The 19,033-nt window shown below is 52.8% G+C and carries 18 protein-coding genes and 1 tRNA gene; 7 read left to right on the top strand and 12 right to left on the bottom strand.

Translation table 11 applies throughout. The features are described from left to right. Positions 1–840 precede the first annotated feature (840 nt). The gene (locus M2108_RS20700) at positions 841–2,115 is read right to left on the bottom strand and encodes an amidase family protein (RefSeq protein WP_277471381.1); all 1,275 of its coding nucleotides are present in this window, start codon (positions 2,113–2,115) and stop codon (positions 841–843) included. 23 nt (positions 2,116–2,138) lie between these two features. Beyond that, positions 2,139–3,716, bottom strand: a complete 1,578-nt coding sequence (ggt, locus tag M2108_RS20705) for a gamma-glutamyltransferase (RefSeq protein WP_277471383.1) — start codon at positions 3,714–3,716, stop codon at positions 2,139–2,141. Between the two features lie 270 nt (positions 3,717–3,986). On the opposite strand from ggt, the gene chrB reads away from it, so the two are divergent. Together chrB and chrA are read left to right on the top strand one after the other, a co-directional pair. Further along, the gene (gene chrB / locus M2108_RS20710; protein WP_277471385.1) at positions 3,987–4,568 is read left to right on the top strand and encodes a chromate efflux transporter ChrB; all 582 of its coding nucleotides are present in this window, start codon (positions 3,987–3,989) and stop codon (positions 4,566–4,568) included. Then, positions 4,569–5,108 carry a chromate efflux transporter ChrA gene (gene chrA, locus M2108_RS20715; RefSeq protein ID WP_277471386.1) on the top strand — a complete coding sequence of 180 codons (540 nt, stop codon included), beginning with the start codon at positions 4,569–4,571 and terminating at the stop codon, positions 5,106–5,108. A gap of 15 nt (positions 5,109–5,123) precedes the next feature. Here the strand turns inward: chrA and M2108_RS20720 are convergent, their stop codons facing one another. Beyond that, on the bottom strand, positions 5,124–5,501 hold the full coding sequence (locus M2108_RS20720) for a PH domain-containing protein (RefSeq protein WP_277471387.1): 378 nt from the start codon (positions 5,499–5,501) through the stop codon (positions 5,124–5,126). Between the two features lie 449 nt (positions 5,502–5,950). Here M2108_RS20720 and abc-f point away from each other — a divergent pair, with 449 nt between their 5' ends. Further along, positions 5,951–7,897 carry a ribosomal protection-like ABC-F family protein gene (abc-f, locus tag M2108_RS20725; protein WP_277471388.1) on the top strand — a complete coding sequence of 649 codons (1,947 nt, stop codon included), beginning with the start codon at positions 5,951–5,953 and terminating at the stop codon, positions 7,895–7,897. A 184-nt stretch (positions 7,898–8,081) separates the two neighbouring features. Here the strand turns inward: abc-f and M2108_RS20730 are convergent, their stop codons facing one another. From M2108_RS20730 to M2108_RS20740, 3 genes are all read right to left on the bottom strand, one after another. After that, complete coding sequence (locus M2108_RS20730) at positions 8,082–8,234, bottom strand: hypothetical protein (RefSeq protein WP_277471389.1); 153 nt, start codon at positions 8,232–8,234, stop codon at positions 8,082–8,084. Positions 8,235–8,437: 203 nt separating this feature from the next. Then, complete coding sequence (locus M2108_RS20735) at positions 8,438–9,055, bottom strand: NUDIX hydrolase (protein ID WP_277471390.1); 618 nt, start codon at positions 9,053–9,055, stop codon at positions 8,438–8,440. Between the two features lie 45 nt (positions 9,056–9,100). Further along, the gene (locus tag M2108_RS20740) at positions 9,101–10,054 is read right to left on the bottom strand and encodes a TRM11 family SAM-dependent methyltransferase (protein WP_481856936.1); all 954 of its coding nucleotides are present in this window, start codon (positions 10,052–10,054) and stop codon (positions 9,101–9,103) included. 262 nt (positions 10,055–10,316) lie between these two features. Between M2108_RS20740 and M2108_RS20745 the strand changes: the two genes are divergently transcribed. After that, positions 10,317–11,672 (top strand): dipeptidase, encoded by a 1,356-nt coding sequence (locus M2108_RS20745; RefSeq protein WP_277471392.1) that lies wholly within the window; start codon positions 10,317–10,319, stop codon positions 11,670–11,672. A gap of 74 nt (positions 11,673–11,746) precedes the next feature. Here the strand turns inward: M2108_RS20745 and M2108_RS20750 are convergent, their stop codons facing one another. The 6 genes from M2108_RS20750 to M2108_RS20775 form a co-directional block, all read right to left on the bottom strand. Further along, positions 11,747–11,860, bottom strand: coding sequence for a YjcZ family sporulation protein (locus tag M2108_RS20750; RefSeq protein WP_277471393.1), 114 nt, complete (start codon positions 11,858–11,860; stop codon positions 11,747–11,749). 188 nt (positions 11,861–12,048) lie between these two features. Further along, complete coding sequence (locus M2108_RS20755) at positions 12,049–12,288, bottom strand: hypothetical protein (protein ID WP_277471394.1); 240 nt, start codon at positions 12,286–12,288, stop codon at positions 12,049–12,051. Positions 12,289–12,312: 24 nt separating this feature from the next. Further along, complete coding sequence (locus M2108_RS20760; protein WP_277471395.1) at positions 12,313–12,507, bottom strand: hypothetical protein; 195 nt, start codon at positions 12,505–12,507, stop codon at positions 12,313–12,315. Positions 12,508–12,898: 391 nt separating this feature from the next. Further along, positions 12,899–12,969 (bottom strand) — tRNA-Gly (locus M2108_RS20765). Positions 12,970–13,040: 71 nt separating this feature from the next. Further along, complete coding sequence (locus tag M2108_RS20770) at positions 13,041–15,173, bottom strand: putative bifunctional diguanylate cyclase/phosphodiesterase (RefSeq protein WP_277471397.1); 2,133 nt, start codon at positions 15,171–15,173, stop codon at positions 13,041–13,043. Positions 15,174–15,338: 165 nt separating this feature from the next. Further along, positions 15,339–16,298 carry an aldolase catalytic domain-containing protein gene (locus M2108_RS20775; protein ID WP_277471446.1) on the bottom strand — a complete coding sequence of 320 codons (960 nt, stop codon included), beginning with the start codon at positions 16,296–16,298 and terminating at the stop codon, positions 15,339–15,341. A 310-nt stretch (positions 16,299–16,608) separates the two neighbouring features. On the opposite strand from M2108_RS20775, the gene M2108_RS20780 reads away from it, so the two are divergent. The 3 genes from M2108_RS20780 to M2108_RS20790 are packed head-to-tail and all read left to right on the top strand — an operon-like array spanning position 16,609 to position 19,009. Then, the gene (locus tag M2108_RS20780) at positions 16,609–16,779 is read left to right on the top strand and encodes a FeoA family protein (protein ID WP_481856935.1); all 171 of its coding nucleotides are present in this window, start codon (positions 16,609–16,611) and stop codon (positions 16,777–16,779) included. Then, positions 16,776–18,788 (top strand): ferrous iron transport protein B, encoded by a 2,013-nt coding sequence (gene feoB / locus M2108_RS20785; RefSeq protein ID WP_277471399.1) that lies wholly within the window; start codon positions 16,776–16,778, stop codon positions 18,786–18,788. Before M2108_RS20780 ends, feoB begins: the two co-directional genes overlap by 4 nt. 38 nt (positions 18,789–18,826) lie before the next feature. After that, on the top strand, positions 18,827–19,009 hold the full coding sequence (locus tag M2108_RS20790; protein ID WP_068721137.1) for a FeoB-associated Cys-rich membrane protein: 183 nt from the start codon (positions 18,827–18,829) through the stop codon (positions 19,007–19,009). Positions 19,010–19,033 lie beyond the last annotated feature (24 nt).

Here is a 19,033-nt window from a genome sequence, read left to right on the forward strand (position 1 = left end):
GGCTCCATGGCGATAAGAACAATTGATAACCTTGTTGTGAAAATAGTTATTGTATTTGTTAAGACATCCTCCGAAAGGAGCTGCCCCCGCCCGGCAGGTAACCGGATTGGGTCGGGGATTGGACAACCTAGTAATTGTTTTACTTGAGTTCGGAACGGATGGTAGTTAGGCGCTTGGTGGTTTTTGGCGCTCGTTTGCTTAGGTAACTGGATGCTCCTGGATTATTTGCAGGTTGGATGGTTGTTGGAGCTTAGCCGATTGTTTGCTTGAATACATGAGGGATAGATTGTTTAGTGCTAGCTGATGGTGCTGGGTATAAGTATTTAGCTCTTTGGTTGGGTTGCGTGGGTTGCGTGGGTTGCGTGGGTTGCGTGGGTAGACTAAACTATACATAATTGTCTGGCGTATCTGTGCTACACTTACTATTTTTTGAGCATCGCCAATAATTAAATGGATTTTAGCTGCTTAATTATACCCTTTTTCTATTTTTCCAAGCTTTAGTTGGAATATCGGCACTTATCTCAGCCCATAATCCCCACTTGGAGTGAAAACTACAAATTTAAGTAACGTTTTTCCAACTAATCTTCCGTTTCGGTCATTTAGCAGAGAATTAGATGACTATTTTCCACTTAGCTCAGTCAGCGGCCAGTGGGGACACCATGCGAAATCATTCACATAGAACAAAAATTCAACAGAACTGTACTAATTGAGTTGCACCCTCTACAGCCATCTTCTGTTCCCCGCTAAATTCACAGCAGATAACTGCAGAAAGTACAGTTATATTCACCAACTAATCAGTCTTTCTGATTATACCAGACTATGACCGCCGCGTTGCCTGTGTCATTCACCTTGACGCCAGGCTCCCAGCACCCAAGAGAGCAGGCGGAGATCCTGCCCGTGGCCGCCGATGACGGACAGTCCCAGCGGGAGAGCATCAGGCCCCTCCACCGGCAGGGTGATCTGAGGCAGGCCGGCAAGCCCGGCTATGCAGCTTAGCATCATAGCGCCGCTGCGGTTGCGTTCCAGCTGCTGCAGGTCTCCGCCCAGCAGCGGAGCTGGTCCGGGGACGGTCGGGATGACCAGGCAGCGGTCCTCCCCGAGCAGCATCCGCAGCCGGCCGGCAATTTCAGTGCGCAGCGCGGCCGCCCGGCTATGGTCTTGCCCGGCGATGCTTGCCGCCCAAGAGAACCGGGCTGCGATATCCGGCCCGAACTCCGGCTGCTCCTGACTGATCCATTCACCATGAGTTGTCCAGATCTCTGCCGCCTGCAGCTCCCTGAACAGATCCATCCAGGTTTTCATGCCTTCGGCCGAAACAACGTTTTCTACTGTCTCATCCGCAGCGGCCTGCAGCCGGCTGAGTTCCCGCCTCAGACAGGTTGCACTTGAGGGCTCAGCCAGCGCCCAGCAGTCCGCAGGGAGATACAGCCTGCTCATTCTGCTTTCGGCCGGAGCAGTACCTGAACCAGAACCGGATCTGGTACCAGACAGAGACAGACTTACTCCGCCGGCGCTCGTTACATCCGCCTGCTCAGATGCCCCCTCTCCCGCACCAAGCAGCACCCTTCCCACACACTCCAGCAGCTCCGGGCTGTCCGCCATCCAGCCCACCGTATCAAATCCCGGGGCCAGCGGAATAACGCCCTCCATCGCCACGGCTCCATGGGTAGGACGGAAGCCGTACACGCCGCAGTAAGCAGAAGGGACACGGACCGATCCGCCGGTATCCGTTCCAAGCGCAAAATCTACGGCGCCGGAGGCCACCGCTACCGCTGACCCGCTGGAGGAACCGCCGGGAATCCGTCCGGCGCCGCGCGGGTTGACCGGCGTGCCGTAATGAACGTTTTCGCCACCCAGGCTGTACATCAGCTCATCGGTATGAGCTGCGCCGCATAAGGATGCCCCCGCCTCCAGCAGCTTAGCAACAGTTGCCGCATGCGCTCTTGATGGCCCATGGCTGCGCAGCCAGGCGGGATTTCCGGCAGAAGAGCTATGGCCGGCTACTGCGAACACATCCTTTACTGCGAACCTGAGCCCCTTCAATTCCCCCTGCCGCAAGCCGGAGACTTCCAGCTCCGGAGCAATAAATGCACCATAATTATTATCCAGTATCATCTCTCCCGCTCCCTTCCTGCAGGCTACCACCCGATAGCCGCCCCGTCACACCGCGGATCCGTTCCGCCGCTGCGGAGACCTCCGCTGTCTATTCCAATAACATGGGCATGGCCCATGATGCCGTCAAAAGCTGCCGCAGGCCGCACCAGATGCCCGGCACCGGCCAGCGCATCCAGCACCTGCTGCCCGGCGCGCTGTTCCACCTTCAGCTCCTGGGTCGGCTCTCCCCAGGTTCTGCCCCACACGAACCTCGGGGCACTCACCGCCTCCAGCGGATTCATGCCGTAATGCAGTAGCCTCGTCAGCAGCAGCGTCTGCGTCTGCGGCTGCCCTTCCCCGCCCTGCGTCCCGTACAGATAGGCTGGTTTGCCGTCCCGGCAAGCCATAGCAGGCATAAGCGTGTGGAAAGTGCGCTTATGCGGCTCCAGCGTATTGATATGCCTTGGGTCCAGCGAGAAGAAGGAGCCCCGGTTCTGCAGCAGAATGCCGGTATCCCCGGCAACAACCCCTGAACCAAATTCAAAATAGAGGCTTTGAATGAACGACACGGCATTGCCGTCACCGTCCACTACAGCGGCGTAAGCCGTATCCCGTCCGACCGGTTCACTTCCAATCGCTGCCGCACGGCTCATGGAGATGGAGGCTGCAAGCTGCTGTGCATATCCTTTGTCCAGCAGCCGGTCCAGCGGAACCGGATGGTGAAGCGGATCCGTCAGCACCCGGTCCCGGTCACGGAAGCTCAGCTTCAGCGCCTCCACCAGCAGATGGTAATATTCATAGGAGCCATGCTCGATGCCGCTAAAATCAAAGCGCTCCAATATATTGAGCGCCATCAGGGCTGCAAAGCCCTGCGAGTTCGGCGGCGCCTGATAGATGCTATAGCCGTGATACCCGGTCGAGACAGGCTCAGCCCACTCCCCCTGATGATCGGCAAAATCATCACAGGTAAGATACCCGCCCGCAGCCCGCATATAATCGCCTATGTCCTGCGCAATCTGCCCCTTATAGAAGGCGTCGCGCCCGCCCGACGCCAGGGCCCGCAGCGTCCCCGCAAGCTGCGGCTGCACAAACCTGGACCCGGCGGCCGGCACCGCCCCGCCGGGCAGATACACCGCCGCCGCTTCCGGGCTCAGCGCGGCTCCGGCAAGCACGCTGCCGCCATGCTGGTCCGGCGACAGCGGAAACCCCGCGGAGGCGTAGCTGATCGCCGGCTCCAGCACCTCTGCGAAGGCCAGGCGGCCGTATTCGCCCTGGACCGCTGCCCAGCTGTCCGCCATTCCGGGCACCGTAATGGCGCTGCGCACCCCGCGCCGGGGAATCGCGGCTTCCCCGGCATACAGGTCCCGGCGGACGCCGTAGCCGGACCGTCCGCTGCCGTTATAGGCACGTACGCGCCCTTCGCCCGCGCTGTACGTGAGCCAAAAAGCATCGCCGCCCAGCCCCGTCATGTGCGGGTACACCACGGCCAGCGCCGCGCTGACCGCCACCGCCGCATCAAAAGCATTGCCGCCCCTGTGCAGGATTTCCGCGCCTGCGGCGGAAGCCAGATAATGGGGGCTGACCACCATTGTTTTTGTACCGGTCACCGGCTGTTTCGTCATGCGCCATCCCCCTCTGAAGTTCGTTTAAAGTTACCGTCATTTAACCGTACGGCAAATTCCCCTGTCAATGCACTAAGAACAAACTCAAATTCAGGACACCTCTTTTTGTATGCGGTGCACAAAGATTCGGGCAAACCGCGTTTTTCCGGTAGTTGACCGGCACCGGCTGGTATAGAATGTTCCAAAACCATGTTCCGTTTCAGCTGCTGCATAAATGTACTATCCTGCTGAAGTCCGGCTGTCCTGCATACATCTTTTAGGAGGGGTCCTGTGAAAAAAGACAAAAATGATTATGTACAGCTCGCCGTTGCCATGTGCAGAACAGGCATACTCGGCTACGGCGGAGGGCCTTCTGTCATTCCGCTGATCCGGCATGATGCCGTAACCCGGTACAACTGGCTGAGCGACGACGAATTCGGGGAGACCCTGGCCATCGCCAACGCACTTCCCGGCCCGATCGCCACCAAAATGGCAGCCTATCTCGGGTACAAGCTGAAGGGAGTCCGGGGCGCATTCCTCTCCGTGCTCGCCCACATTTTACCCAGCTGCATTGCGATGATCGCCCTGCTCTCTGCCGTCAATTACTTAAGCGGCTCCCAGACAGTGGCGGGTATGATTGCCGCAGTTTCGCCTGTAATCGCAGTTATGCTCGGGATGATGGCTTATGAATTTGCCCAAAAGGCGTTTAAGGGGCTGGGAAAATGGATCGGGGCTGCTTTTCTGCTGCTGGCCCTGGTGCTGCTAGAGGTGCTGCATGTGCATCCGGCCATCGTAATCGTGCTTTTTCTGGGATATGGAGCCGTTCACTACCGGATACTCGCCAAAAAGCACAGCAAGGGAGGAAATGCTTAAATGGAATGGCTTGAGCTGATTTACGGCTTTTTTATGGCAAATCTGCTGGGCTACGGCGGCGGACCCTCCTCCATCCCGCTGATGTATGAGGAAATTGTCCCGCATTTCGGCTGGTTAACCGATGAGCAGTTTTCCAACATGCTGGCGCTCGGCAACGCGTTACCCGGCCCGATTGCTACTAAAATTGCCGCTTACGTAGGTTACGATGTGTTAGGCTGGGCAGGTCTTGTCCTTGCGCTGCTGGCTACAGTCCTTCCTTCGGCTGCAGCCTTGATCATCCTGCTCCGGATCATGCAGAAATACAAGCAGTCGCCTGTCGTTAAAGGCATGACGCTGCTTGTGCAGCCGGTTATCGCAGTTATGATGACTGTCCTCACGGTTAAAATGGCACAGAGTCCGGCGGAAGCCATCGGGATCTGGCAGACACTGATCATCGCCGCTCTTGCTTTTGCCGCCATGAAGTGGCTGAAGCTGCATCCCGCGCTGGTGATTGTTGCCGCTTTTGCCTATGGAGCGTTCGTGCTCCCTTATACCATCTGATATGCCGCCGAAACATTATTTCAGAATATACTGCGACAGCACCGCCTGCACCTCATAAATATTGACCGATTTATTGAACGTCTTCTTCAGCGGCAGGCTACTGCCCGATACATACAGACACAGCTCCGCATCCAGGTCAAAATGACCCGCCGTTTCCACGGAGTAATGGGAGATGCTTTTATAGGGGATCGAATGATATTGTATCTTCTTGCCGGTCACACCTTGTTTATCGACGAGAATCAGCCGCTTATCGGTAAAAATAAACATATCCCGGATCAGTTTGTACGCCCGTTCGATCCGCTCACCCGGAGCTAGAATCCGTGCATATTCGCGCTGTACATCAGCTAGCTCCACCTGGGTGGCATTCCCCAATAGCCCGTCAAAAATCGTCATATCCCCGCCTCTTTCCTCAGAAAAGTTTCCGGGCGCCGCCGCGCCCTTTTACATCCTACTTGTGCCGCCAAAGATATATGATTGCAGTGATCCGGCTTTTTTCTCTTGCATCTTCCGGCGATATTGGTTAAACTAACCTTAAATTTGTGAAAAGGAGGTGTGGGGAAATGGATCACAATGTGACTAATAGTGTTAATAGCCGGCTGATTACTATCATGTCTGGCATCGTTCATGTAAATGCCAACAACGGGAGAAGTCTGTCCATTTACAAGAACTCAATAACACTACAACATTGTGAAATGCCTTTCCAGCCACACTTCAACGGATAAGCTATACTACCGGAGAATGTTCAGGGCCGCGGGGAAATTTCCTCGCGGTCTTTTTGTGTCCATTTTCGGGCCTCTACCCTTGAGAATACGGCTGCAGGCATTATATAAAGGAGAATACCTATGATTATCTCATGCCAAAATGTCCAGAAATACCACGGCGCCCAGCTTGTTCTGAAGGGCATCACCTTCGATATCCGCCAGGGGGAAAAAATCGGCCTGATCGGCCGCAACGGCTGCGGCAAAACCACCCTGTTCCGCCTGCTGAGCGGAGAAGAACACCCGGATCAGGGCCAGATCTCCATCCGCCGGGGCAGTATCGTCGGCCTGCTCGCACAGATTCAGGAGGCCGAGACCCGGGACACCGTCTATACCGTGCTCCAGCGCAGCTTCGCTGAGCCTCTTGCCTGGCAGAGCCGCCTCCGGGAGCTGGAGCAGCAGATGTCCGGACTCGACGCCGGGACGGATGAAGCCGCCTGGAACAGGCTGCTCAAGGAATACGGCGTCCTGCAGGAGAAATTCGAGGCGGCCGGCGGATATGAAATCGATGCCTCCATCCAGCGTGTCGCCTCAGGGCTCGGCATCGACGCCTCCCAATTCGACCGCGAGTTCGCTTCTCTCTCAGGCGGCGAGAAAACCAAGGTCGGCCTGGCCGAGCTGCTGCTCCGCCGTCCGGATGTGCTGCTGCTCGATGAGCCGACCAACCATCTGGATATGGGGGCGATCGAATGGCTGGAGCAATATCTTCTGGCCTATGAAGGCACCGTGCTGGCAATCTCTCATGACCGCTATTTCCTGGATGCCGTAGTCAAAAAGGTTGTCGAGATCGAGGATGGCGAAGCCATCACCTACCACACCAATTACAGCGGCTATCAGGTGGAGAAGGAAGCCCGGCTGCTTCAGCAGTTCGCCGATTACCAGGAGCAGCAGAAGAAGATCAAGCAGATGCAGGAGAGCATCAAGCGGCTGATTGAGTGGGGCAACCGTTCCAATCCGCCTAACCCTTCCTTCCACCGCCGGGCTGCTTCCATGCAGAAGGCGCTTGACCGGATGGTCAAGATCAAGCGTCCGATTCTGGAGCGCAAAGCAATGGATCTGCAGCTGCAGCAGGAGGACCGGACCGGCAACCAGGCTGTCATCCTCGACCGGATCAGCAAAAGCTACGGCAGCCGCACCCTCTTTACCGGCGCCAGCGACATTCTGAGATACGGTGAAACAGCCGCGCTGATCGGCGGCAACGGCGCCGGCAAGAGCACGCTTCTGCGGATGATTCTCGGCCAGGAGACGCCGGACAGCGGAAGCTGCACGCTCGGCTCCCGGGCGGCTGTCGGTTATCTCGCCCAGGAGGCTGTGCCCGAGGACGGCAAGCTGTCCGTGCTCCGCTACTTCCGCGAGGAAGCGGGAATGGAAGAGGGCGAGGCCCGCGGGCAGCTTGCCCGCTTCCTCTTCTACGGCAGCGATGTGTTCAAGACCATTGCCAATCTGTCCGGCGGAGAATGGACGCGGCTGCGCTTCGCGGTGCTGATGCACCGCCGGCCGAACCTGCTCATCCTGGATGAGCCGACCAACCATCTGGATATCGATTCCCGCGAAGCGCTGGAAGAAGCCTTGGAGGAATTCCCGGGCACGGTGCTGGCGGTATCCCATGACCGGTACTTCATTAACCGCTGCTTCGGCAAGCTGTGGGCGATCGAGTATGGCCGCTTCCACGCTTTTAACGGCAACTATGAGTACTACAAGGAGAAGCAGGCTCAGGCGGAACAGGCTGCTGCCGCTTCCGGTGTACCTGCGGGTAACGGAGGTCTGCCTGCCGGCAAGGGCGGGCTACAGCATAAGGCTCCCTCCCCGGCAAACGGCACAGCCTCCTCCCGTAAACAGCGCACAGCTGCAGCCTGGGAGCAGGAAATCGCCGCGGCCGAGGAACGGCTTGGCCTAATTGACGCCGAAATGCTCAAGCCCGGCATCGCCAGTGACGCAGTAAAGCTGGCAGAGCTGCAGCTCACCCGCGACACGGCCCAGGCGGAGCTGGATGAACTATACGCAGCCTGGATGAATGAAGCGGAGCAGTAATGTTCCTAAGCAACATTTGCCCGTTACAATAAGGCTGGTCCTCCTTTTCCAGGGGGCCAGCCTTTTTTATAACAGTCATGCAGCAGTAATCTGCCCAAACCAAAAAGGCCGCTTCTTTGTCATAAAGAAACCGCCTTTTAAACCTTATAAGTATATTTAGTGCAGCTATTATCCAACGATGTGTTTACCGCCATATCCCCATGATCCAGCCGAATACCGAGATCCATAAGGGAATGCTGATCAGGACGCCCCATACAAGCCCGGCAGCAATATTGCCTTCGGCAGGACGTGCTGTGCTCTCCTGTGTAAGCGGAAGTCTTAACTCTTCTTGTTCCATTACGATCCCCTCCTAAAATATCTTATCGTCACAGTAGAGGAAAAAATGTAGACCGCCTGGCCTAAAAAGTTAGGATTTCCGCAATATATTTTAGATATAAAGGCTCAGCGGTTTAATTTGTAAATGCTTTCATAATTAATATTAACCAATTTTTGTCTAATAAAACTTATAAAAGCCGGTGTATATTTATTATATGCAGCAGATTAGTCCAATATGACTGGTTTTTGGGGATTTTTGAGGAATTCAAAGAGCGTTCTAATCTGCCTCTCTGTGTTACGTTCCTGGGACAGCTCCGGAAGTTCATTTTCCGCAAAAAAGCCTACTCCGTCCGTCTCTACGCCTTCGGCTGCTTCCCCGCCCGTAATCCGGCACAGAATAAAAAACTTGTAGACATGATACGGCTCCGGCGGATGCTCATGAAACTTCTTGTCCAGCACCGCCAGCAGCCGCACCGCCTCCGCCTGATACCCAGACTCTTCAGCAATCTCCTTAACCGCTACTTCACTCGGCGACAGCCCGATATCCCCCCAGCCTCCGGGTAACGCCCAGTTCCCGTCCAGCTTTTCGCGGACCAGCAGAATCTTATTGTCCTGAAAAATAACCCCGCGGATATCCACCTTTGGCGTGCAATAACCCTCGTCCCCGGCAAAAGCGAGCCGGATCTTCTCCTTGCTCTCATAAGTATAGTTCGCCAGTATATCTACACTCAGCTCACGCAGTGCCTGATAACGTTCAATATCATAGATATCCTTCGCATATGTAAGCCCGGTCTGGGCAATGGCCTGGATTTCTTTGGCCCATGTTAACCATTTTTCTTCCACAGCTCGTACCTCCACTCCAAGGATAAAATAATATGGCGGGCCGCTTTACACACACAGCATCAAATGGCGGGAAAAGGCGCCCTTGCGGGCCACGCAGCGGTCGATAATCTCAAATCCGGCCTTGCTGATCATCTCATCCATCGCCTCTATCGCTACAATCACAACCCGGTCAGCGATTCTGCGGGCGTTGACGAGAATATCAAACTGCTCCTCCGGTGTAATACTGGAGTACAGATTATAAGGCATGTCCACAATCGCTGCATCGTAATGCTCCGTGATGTCTGCAATATCCCCTAAGGTGACCGGGGCATCGAAGCCGAAGTGGGCAATATTGGTCCGCGCCCCCTGGGCAATGAACGGATTGATGTCACGGCCGACAATATCGATTCCCATGGACAGCGCTTCGATCATGACCGTTCCGATACCGCAGCAGGGATCAATGGCCCGGATACCGGCCGGATCGGGTACAGCCATGTTGACTGCGGCGCGGGCTACACGTGTGCTGAGGGCAATGGAATAGCTGCGCGGCTTCCTGATCTGGCGGAACCATGTCGCGTTGTTCTTGTGGTAGGCTCCGAAATACCAGCGGCCGCCCAAAGTCACGATGCCGTATACCAGCTCCGGATGATTCACATCCGCTTCCCCTTCGATACGCAGGCCGATTTCCCGCTCGATCACCCTGCGTTCATTGTATTCTATTTTGCGCTCGGGCGGCAGATCATTGGTCTTCACAAAAATGACCTTGAACGTCTTTCCGTTCAGTTCAACCTGCTCCGTCTGGTCATAAATCTCCGGCAGGCTGTCGCCTGTGTACATAACCTCGATCATTTCCTTGATGAACGGGCTGCGGCTGGGCTCTACCCTGATTCCGCTCCCGAAAATCCCCGGCGGGATGTCCTTGCCGAACAGGCAGCGCAGCTCCATTCCGCATAAATCCTGCTCATCCCCCGAGCATGCATACGTATAAATATAAGCAGGATCTGCTTCCTGCCGGTTCAATTGTTCTTCCTGCTCCTTGCCTGGTTCCATGTTCACTGGCACTGTCACTTCCGCTCCTGTCTGCTCATAAGTCAGTTAAGTCTAGCACGGTTATGGGGCGTAATCAATAACTGCAAGTCTGCTTTGATTCCGGAAGCTTCTCCAGTATAATGGAGGCATTACACTGCCAAACCAGCCGCTGGTCAATTAACGGCCCGGTTGAGGTTTTGAGCTTTACCTGACGGTTATGCGCAGCGAAACTCCAAGGAGGTACATATCCCTTATGTCCTATGAACAATATTTTCAGGCTGAGCGTGAAGCCCAGCTGGCCGAGCTGAAGCAATGGCTGTCCATTCCAAGTATTTCTGCCCTTTCTGTACACAAGGAGGACGTTCAATCCGCCGCCCTCTGGCTGACTGAAACCCTGAAACGCACCGGATTGGAAAACATCGAAATCCATCCTACAGCAGGTCATCCTGTCGTTTATGCCGATTACCTGCACGCTCCAGGAAAACCGACTATTCTCGTATATGGCCACTATGATGTGCAGCCGGTTGATCCGCTGAATCTGTGGACCACTCCTCCGTTTGAGCCGGAAATCCGTGACGGCAAGCTGTATGCACGCGGAGCAACCGATGATAAGGGCCAGGTCTTCATGCACATCAAGGCCATTGAAGCCATTCTCAAGCAGGAAGGCACACTGCCTGTTAACATAAAGCTCTGCATTGAAGGCGAAGAAGAAATCGGCAGCATCCATCTGCCTCCGTTCCTGGAAGCCAATCAGGACAAGCTGGCGGCTGATGCCGTTCTGGTCTCCGATACAGCCCTGCTGGAACGGGGACGTCCGGCGATCTGCACCGGACTGCGCGGTCTTTGCTCCATGGAGGTTACTGTTCACACGGCTTCCACGGACCTGCATTCAGGGTCGTACGGCGGCGGGGTACCCAATGCGCTGCATGCTCTTGTATCCCTGCTCAGCTCCCTGCATGATGACCAGGGCCGCGTAGCTGTGGAAGGCTTCTATCAGGGCGTGCCTGAGCTGTCTGCGCTGCTGCGCGAGGAATTCGCCAAGCAGGGCGTGAACGAAGAGAAGATCAGAGAATCCCTCGGTCTTGAGCAGCTTTACGGCGAAGAAGGTTACAGCTTCGTTGAGCGTGTAGGCGCCCGTCCGACTCTTGAGCTTAACGGCGTCTACGGCGGATTCCAGGGCGAAGGCAGCAAGACTGTTATTCCAAAGGAAGCCCATGCCAAAATCACCTGCCGTCTCGTCGGCGACCAGGATCCGCAGCATATCCTTGATGCTGTGGAAGCGCACCTGAAGGCGAACATCCAGAAGGGTGCCACCGTAAAAGTGAAACAGATGGAAAAAGCGCGCGCCTTCAATATTGATCCGTCTGATCCGATTCTGCAGACGGCTGCGGATGCTTTTGGCAAAGTCTACGGTACACGCGCCCTCTTCACTAAAGATGGCGGTTCGATCCCGATCATGGAGAGCTTCTCCCGCATCCTTAAGGCACCGGTAGTGCTGATGGGCTTTGGCCTGGATGACGAGAACCTGCATGCTCCGGATGAGCACTTCAACCTGGAGAATTTTGATAAAGGCCTGCTGACCATTGTCGAGTTCCTCAAAACCGTCTAATTCCGGTTAAACACAACAATAAAAGCCAGGGTCTCCGCAAAACGCGGGGAACCCTGGCTTCTTATTTTACAGAACTACAGTATAAAAGCCTTGGAGATGATAACCAGCAGAATAAACAGGACCAGAATTGCAGTCGCAGAAGTCATTCCGCCGTAGCCTCCGCCATAACCAGCAACGTTCTCGCTCATGGATTTTTCCCTCCTTTGCAAGTGGGTACAGCTTAAGATATGCCTGCGGGCTTAGGATTGACTGGGTGAGTTTACATTTCCGTAATTTAGGAACCTGATCACTTTCAGATAATTTTTGATCTGAAACTGCTTATACCTCGTTCATAACGTAAAAAGAGCCGCTTCTCAGCGGCCCAAGAATGATATATTTATTTTTTTTCAATTTCAGACCAGACTAAATATATAATTCCAATAATTATTAGAACAATTGGAACAGTCATCGCATATGGTGGCGGGATTAAGGAAAGGGTTTCAGCTATCATGGTATTTGAAATCCCACTAAGCTTAAAAGAAAGCGACACAGCGGCTAAATAGTGCAAAGATTCTCTAATTATATAGGATATAACTCCAAGCATCAGAAGTATTACCCCTACACCTTTTTTGCTCAAAAGCTTCCCCCACCTTATCTTATATTAATAGCTTGGTGCAGATGTACTTTGTTTTACAGTGTAAACACCATCAGGAAGCCCACCGCTCCTTACTCTTGCTACGTAAATATCAGCGTAAGTGTTTGTATCACTTACTAATACACTGGTACCCTGAGCATTAGCATAAACTTTTTCATTGAGCATACCATAAGAGTTATTCAAAATAGGATAATAATCCATCCAAGCTTAATATCCTGGCGATATTGTCTGAGTAACAGTATCACTACTTGTAAGATCGCTTGGTACGAGCCCCACCTTTGCTTGTTCCAGCCTCGCAAATAAAGGATACTATAATCTTATTTGGAAATAAATAGATCAATAGGCTTGCAAAATTTAAAATAAAGGTATTTTTATGTATTTTTTTGGTTCTTCCTGTCCTTGAGTGTCGTAAGCTAGAAGGTCTTTTTTCGATGCCAAGCTGTTAGAATGAAGCTAAGTGCATTCTTATGAAATGAATAATCGCCCTAGAGCGTTTAGCACCGGACGATTATAAAGGTAATATTCCCCATATTATAAATACGCACAGAAAAAACCCTTGCGCAACAAGGGTTTCAGAGGTAAATCAGATATAAGCGGGTGATGGGAATCGAACCCACGCTATTAGCTTGGAAGGCTAAAGTTCTACCATTGAACTACACCCGCGTAAATACAATGAAGACAAAGAGTATTGTATCATCCCACAGAACAAAACGCAACCCTATGGCTATTGTATTTTACATTTGTACCGATATACCGAGCAGAGGCTTCAGGAAGACCGCTTCAAATTCAGCCGCTTTGATCGGCTTGCTGAACAGATAACCCTGGGCTTCATGACAATGCTGCTGGCGCAAAAAGTGCAGCTGTTCCTTGTTCTCCACGCCTTCCGCCGTAACCTTCAGCTTCAGGTGATGGGCCATTGACGTAATCGTAGAAACAATAGCCGCATTGTTGCTGTCCTCCATTACATCAGAGACAAAGGAACGGTCAATCTTCAGCCGGTCTATCGGCATATTCTTCAGATAATGCAGCGAGCTGTACCCTGTGCCGAAGTCATCAATGCTGATGAAAACACCCAGCCGCTTCAGGCGGTTAAGCTGGTCGAAAGCAGTCTCCTTGTCCAGGGTCATGCTCTCCGTGATCTCCAGATCGACATAACACGGATCAAGTCCGATCTCCTGCAGAAGGGCGTCTATTTTGCCGGCGAGGTTCGGCTGCAGAAATTGGCGCATGGACAGGTTAATCGAGACGCAGATGTGCCTGTAGCCCGCCAGTTGCCATTCCTTGTTCTGCTGGCAGGCTGTTCGCAGCACCCAATCGCCGATCGGAACGATCAGGCCGCTCTCTTCGGCAATCGGGATAAACTCGACGGGTGAGACAATCCCCCGTTTGGGATGCTCCCAGCGCAGCAGTGCCTCCATACCGACAATTTCTTCTGTTTCAAGCTGTACCTGAGGCTGATAGACAAGATAGAATTCATTCCGCTCCAGCGCCCGGCGCAGATCATTTTCCAGCTTCAGCCGTTCTTTGGCCTTCATCTGCATGGACGGGATATAACGCCGGATTTCCACATTCTGCTCTTTGGCATTATGCACTGCCGTATCCGCATTCTGAATCAGCTGCTCTGCTGTATTTCCGTCTCCGGGATAAATGCTCATCCCCAGGCTTAACGAAATATGGTACTCTCCGGACTCGAGCTGCACGGGTGTTTCAAACAGCTGCAGCAGCTTGGACGCGCGGACCAGGCAGCTTTCAACCCCTGTCCGTTCTGTCATCAGGAACGCAAACTCATCCGCTCCCATACTGAACAGCTCCTCATGTGTCTTTACCTCATTCAGAATCCGCTGGGCTACGAGCTTCAGCAGAAGATCACCGGCATAATGCCCCAGAGAGTCATTAATGTTTTTGAAATGGTTGATGTTCATGATCACTACCGCCGAGAAACCGCTGTGACCTTTGGCTTTTTCAGTGCGGGCCATCATTTCTTCCACACGCTGCATCAGCTGCCGCCGGTTGGGCAGGCCTGTCAGATCATCATGATAAGCCAGATAGTTAATTCTTGCTTCAGCCTGCTGATTCTCATGAAACGGTTCTTCAATCGTCAGCCGGTAAACCCCGGTCAGCATCAGATAATAGGCGATCCCGCTGCTAAGCATACCAAAGAGATTATCCATCTCCCCCACGCTGAGCAGATTCATGAAAAATACCTGGGCCAGTGCAAAAAAGATTAAAGCACGGATAATAATGAGCATTGAAGCGGATTTTTCAATTCTGCCCGGATATACGATCATTCCCACGCTAAGCAGATAGATAAGCAGAACCGCCATATCTACCAGATGCTTGACCGTACCAAGCCAGGAGTAAGCCTGTAATCCCGGTGTAAGGACATCACTGAATACCAGCACTAGCAGTGAGAGAGCGATAACGACAAGGGACACAGTAAGTACTTTTTTCTTGCCTCTTACGGATACCGGCTCGTCTTCCTTGCTGAATATAAACAGGATGCCGAAGGCGCTGGCCAGACGCGAGATGGTAAGCAGCCAGAGGGACTGGTCCGGACTAATAATTGAGGAGATTGCCGGTATGCCTACAAAGCTCAATGTGTGTAAAAAATCAAAGATGCACACCCCTAAAAACAAAGCGGAGATGTACAGTCTGGATTTGGATAGTGTATCGGAGAAAAACAGGCTGCCTTGGGCAAAAATCGCAAAACCGAATGCTATATTGCAGCAGCCGATTATAAGATAGAGCGCCAGCATTACATCCTGGTTCTCAATCTGGCTAAGCGGTGTACGGAAAATCTGAATCAGAAGGAACAGCACCGCCCCTAAAACTGCTGCCTGAATTGTCTTTTTCTCTTCTTGTCTCATAAGTCCCTCGCGTCTGAAATGACATCTATGATTAGTATGGATAATGTATTCAAGCCCTTCTATAAATATCGGCTTTGAAGTCCTGTAAAGTTACATCCTCCCATACAATATAAAAGAAAAAGCACTGCCCCCGATGAGAGGTCAGTGCTTCTGCCCAGATAAAAGCTATTTATCCCCGAAAGTAACCTCAGGTGTTGTCAGCTTATCATAAAAGTCAACAGCCTTATCCTTGTCTTCCGATGACCGCAGTGCCATCGCCGACCGCGGATGCTCGTCCAGGGTACCCGTAATCATGTACGGAATGATATATCCCCACTCTTCCTTTTCGCGGAGCGGAATCATCAGCTGCTCAATAATATCAAGCACCGGGCGCAGCGTATATTTCGTGTTCTTCAGGTGGGTAACCAGCAGTTCGGTCGGGCAGTTGCCCGCAGCACGCCCCATTCCGTAACAGGAGGCATCCAGCAGTTCTACTCCGAGCTCTGAGGCAACAAGAGTATTGGAGAAGGCCAGCTGCAGGTTGTTATGAGTATGCACGCCCAGCCGTTTGTTCGGAAGGTGGGTTTTGAACTTGTCCACCAGGTATTTGATGTCATTATGATCCAGGCTGCCGTATGAATCTACAATGTATACCACGTCTACAACGCTGTCGCGGATCATATCAAAGGCTTCCAGGAGCTCATTCTCCATTACATTGGACAACGCCATAATATTAATGGTTGTTTCATATCCGCGGTCATGGAAAATCTGTACCAGCTGCAGCGCCTTGTCCACATCCTTGCTGTAGCAGGCCACACGGATCAGATCCAGCATGCTCTCGCTGCGCGGCAGAATATCATTTTCATCGACCCGGCCGATATCAACCAGCGCAGACAGTTTGGTATTGCCCTTCTGAGGGATAACCTTGCGCAGAAAATCATCATTCAGGAACCGCCAAGGTCCGGCGCTTTCCGCCCCCTTTAGCAGCTTAGGGGAATTTTTATAGCCGATTTCCATATATTCAACTCCAGCCTCGTTCAGACCGGCATACAATTTCTGTACAAACTCGACGCTAAAATCCCAGTTATTAACAAGTCCTCCGTCACGGATGGTACAATCGACAATTTTACTATGATTATTCTTCACAATTTGTTCTCCCTTCAGCGTATCCTTCATTATTTCCGCCAGCATAAGCTTACTATGCAATCATTATCGTACAATCATACTTTAATGAAGAATAGAATGTAAAGATTATTCTGCTATCTTCCATATCTGTTTTCAATCCGAACGGCCGTGATTAAAATCATGGACAGAACCCGGACAAAATGCTACATTACAAGAAATTAATGAGATTGATTATCAGTCTCTTTTGGAGGGATTATTAATGGCCTCTACATCCTGCTCTTTACTTCGCTTACAACCGGGCTCGTCAGGTTCCATTTATAGAATTGAAGGTATGAATCCTATTCTGCGGCGGCGTCTTGCAGATCTTGGGGTGTCGGAAGGCGTTATGATTTCCCTGAAAGGTAAAGGCCCCTTCATGGGCCCTATCACACTGGAGTGTAACGGGCAGCTGTTTGCCATTCGCCGGAAGGAAGCTTCCCGGATTGAGGTGAACGTATCATGAGCTCAGTTGCTCTTGTAGGCAACCCTAATACCGGGAAAACATCGCTTTTTAACACGCTGACCTCCTCTTACGAATATGTCGGGAACTGGGCGGGTGTAACCGTCGAGAAAAAAGTCGGCAGCCTGAAGAACGGGGCCGGCAAGCTGATCGATCTGCCCGGGATTTACTCCCTTCATCCGCTCTCCCGCGATGAGGGCGTGGCTGCGCAGTATCTAATCGAAGAATCTCCGGAAGCCTTGGTTAACATCGTTGACGCTTCACAGCTGGAGCGCAATCTGCTCCTCACCCTGCAGCTCCTTGAGTATGGAAAGCCTACTGTGCTGGGCCTCAATATGATTGACGTTGCCAAAGCGCGCGGTATTCAGGTCAGCCCTGAAATCCTGCAGAAGCAGCTGGGCATTCCAGTCCTTCCGCTCATCGCCAGAACCGGCAAAGGCAGCGGTGAGGTGCTTACTGTCCTGAAGGAAACCTCCAGCATTCCGCCGGTAAGCTTCCGGCTTGATTACGGGGAACTTGTTGAGCAGGCCATCCAGGCTATCGAGCATGAGCTGCAGCAGACCGCCGGCTTACCGAACCACCGCTGGATTGCTCTTCAGCTGATGGAGCAGAACCCGGTAGTCCTGGAGCTGCTGCGCAAACGCCTTGATACCGGACGCCTGCTTGGCATCTGCGATGCTGTGCAGAGCGAGCTGCAAAGCCGTAAGCTGGCCCTGACGTTGCCTCAATGGATCCGTTCAACCCGCAAGGAATATATTCATTCCTTATGCCTTGAAGCAATGGATACAACTGCCCAGAAACCGCATACGCTGACGGAAAGACTGGACTCCATTCTTACTCACCGTTATTTTGGACTGCCTTTGTTCCTTGTATTTATGTATGCCATGTTCAAAGCCACCTTTGACTGGGTTGGCGGCCCCCTCTCCGATATTGTTGACGGCTTCATAGCCGGCCCGTTCAGTGACGGTGCCAACTCTCTGCTCCAGAGTATCGGGGCTTCAGAATTCACCCATGCGCTGATTGTGGACGGTATTATCGGCGGTGTGGGCGGTGTAATTGTATTTGTTCCGCAGATCTTTATCCTGTTCCTGATGATTTCCTTCCTGGAAGACTCGGGATACATGGCCCGTGTGTGTCTGCTCATGGACAGTACTATGGAACGGATGGGGCTGAACGGAAAGGCCTTTATTCCCTTTATTATTGGCTTCGGCTGCAACGTTCCGGCGATAATGGCTGCGCGCAGCATCGAACAGCCTAAAGACCGGATGCTGACAACCCTGCTCATGCCGCTGATGTCCTGCTCTGCCCGGCTGCCGGTTTATCTCCTGTTTGCAGCTGTATTCTTCCCGGCCCAGCAAGCTACTGCAGTCCTGGCAATGTATGTGATGGGCGTTGTCTTTGCTCTGATATTGTGCAAGCTGTTTTCGAAGCACTTATTCAAGAATGAGTCCTCCGTATTTATCATTGAACTGCCCCCTTACCGCATGCCGCAGCTGAAGACACTCGGCCGCAGCACCTGGGAGAAAGGAAAAGGGTTCCTGCGCAAAGCGGGAACGATCATTCTTGCAGGCTCAGTCATTATCTGGCTGATGTCCTATGCAGGTCCAACCGGCTTCAATGTGGATATGGATCACAGCTTCCTGGCCAAATTCGGCGGGCTGATAGCACCAGTCCTGCAGCCGCTCGGCTTCGGAACCTGGCAGGCCGGATCGACGCTGGTTCCAGGCTTCCTGGCCAAAGAGGTGGTTGTGTCCACGATGAATATCATTTACCACACTCCGGATAACGCCGGGCTGGAAAATCAAATTGCACAAGTGTTTACACCGCTTAGCTCCATCAGCTTCATGGCCTTTATTCTGCTGTATATCCCTTGCCTGGCTACTGTAGGTGTAATCAAGAAGGAGACAGCGTCCTGGAAGTGGACTTTCTTTTCTATGGGCTATTCACTGGCGCTGGCGTATCTGGTGTCGCTCATTATTTTTCAAGGCGGACGGTTACTCGGATGGTCGTAAAGATCTGGGATGGTCATGGAGAAAGCGGGGAATAAATAATGATAGTCAATATTGTGATTGTAGCTGCTGTTTTCGGTTATTCCGGTTGGATGATCTACCGTCATGTGCAGAAAGGCAAGCAAGGGGCCTGTGCGGGCTGTGACAAAAGCAAGAGCTGCTCGGCAGCCTCGCTGGATTCGCCTTTCTCCTGCAGCTCAGGGGCGGCTGACGGCAAACTGTAGGGCTGCCAACTTCATACAGCAGGT

Source organism: Paenibacillus sp. PastM-3, assembly GCF_029893965.1.
Taxonomy (GTDB): Bacteria; Bacillota; Bacilli; order Paenibacillales; family Paenibacillaceae; genus Paenibacillus_AQ.

Excerpts from the sequence above, each read along its gene's own strand:
- M2108_RS20700 (WP_277471381.1), bottom strand. The coding sequence starts at position 2,115 with ATGATACTGGATAATAATTATGGTGCATTTATTGCTCCGGAGCTGGAA.
- ggt (WP_277471383.1), bottom strand. The coding sequence starts at position 3,716 with ATGACGAAACAGCCGGTGACCGGTACAAAAACAATGGTGGTCAGCCCC.
- chrA (WP_277471386.1), top strand. The coding sequence starts at position 4,569 with ATGGAATGGCTTGAGCTGATTTACGGCTTTTTTATGGCAAATCTGCTG.
- M2108_RS20720 (WP_277471387.1), bottom strand. The coding sequence starts at position 5,501 with ATGACGATTTTTGACGGGCTATTGGGGAATGCCACCCAGGTGGAGCTA.
- abc-f (WP_277471388.1), top strand. The coding sequence starts at position 5,951 with ATGATTATCTCATGCCAAAATGTCCAGAAATACCACGGCGCCCAGCTT.
- M2108_RS20730 (WP_277471389.1), bottom strand. The coding sequence starts at position 8,234 with ATGGAACAAGAAGAGTTAAGACTTCCGCTTACACAGGAGAGCACAGCA.
- M2108_RS20745 (WP_277471392.1), top strand. The coding sequence starts at position 10,317 with ATGTCCTATGAACAATATTTTCAGGCTGAGCGTGAAGCCCAGCTGGCC.
- M2108_RS20750 (WP_277471393.1), bottom strand. The coding sequence starts at position 11,860 with ATGAGCGAGAACGTTGCTGGTTATGGCGGAGGCTACGGCGGAATGACT.
- M2108_RS20760 (WP_277471395.1), bottom strand. The coding sequence starts at position 12,507 with ATGGATTATTATCCTATTTTGAATAACTCTTATGGTATGCTCAATGAA.
- M2108_RS20770 (WP_277471397.1), bottom strand. The coding sequence starts at position 15,173 with ATGAGACAAGAAGAGAAAAAGACAATTCAGGCAGCAGTTTTAGGGGCG.
- M2108_RS20780 (WP_481856935.1), top strand. The coding sequence starts at position 16,609 with ATGAATCCTATTCTGCGGCGGCGTCTTGCAGATCTTGGGGTGTCGGAA.
- feoB (WP_277471399.1), top strand. The coding sequence starts at position 16,776 with ATGAGCTCAGTTGCTCTTGTAGGCAACCCTAATACCGGGAAAACATCG.
- M2108_RS20790 (WP_068721137.1), top strand. The coding sequence starts at position 18,827 with ATGATAGTCAATATTGTGATTGTAGCTGCTGTTTTCGGTTATTCCGGT.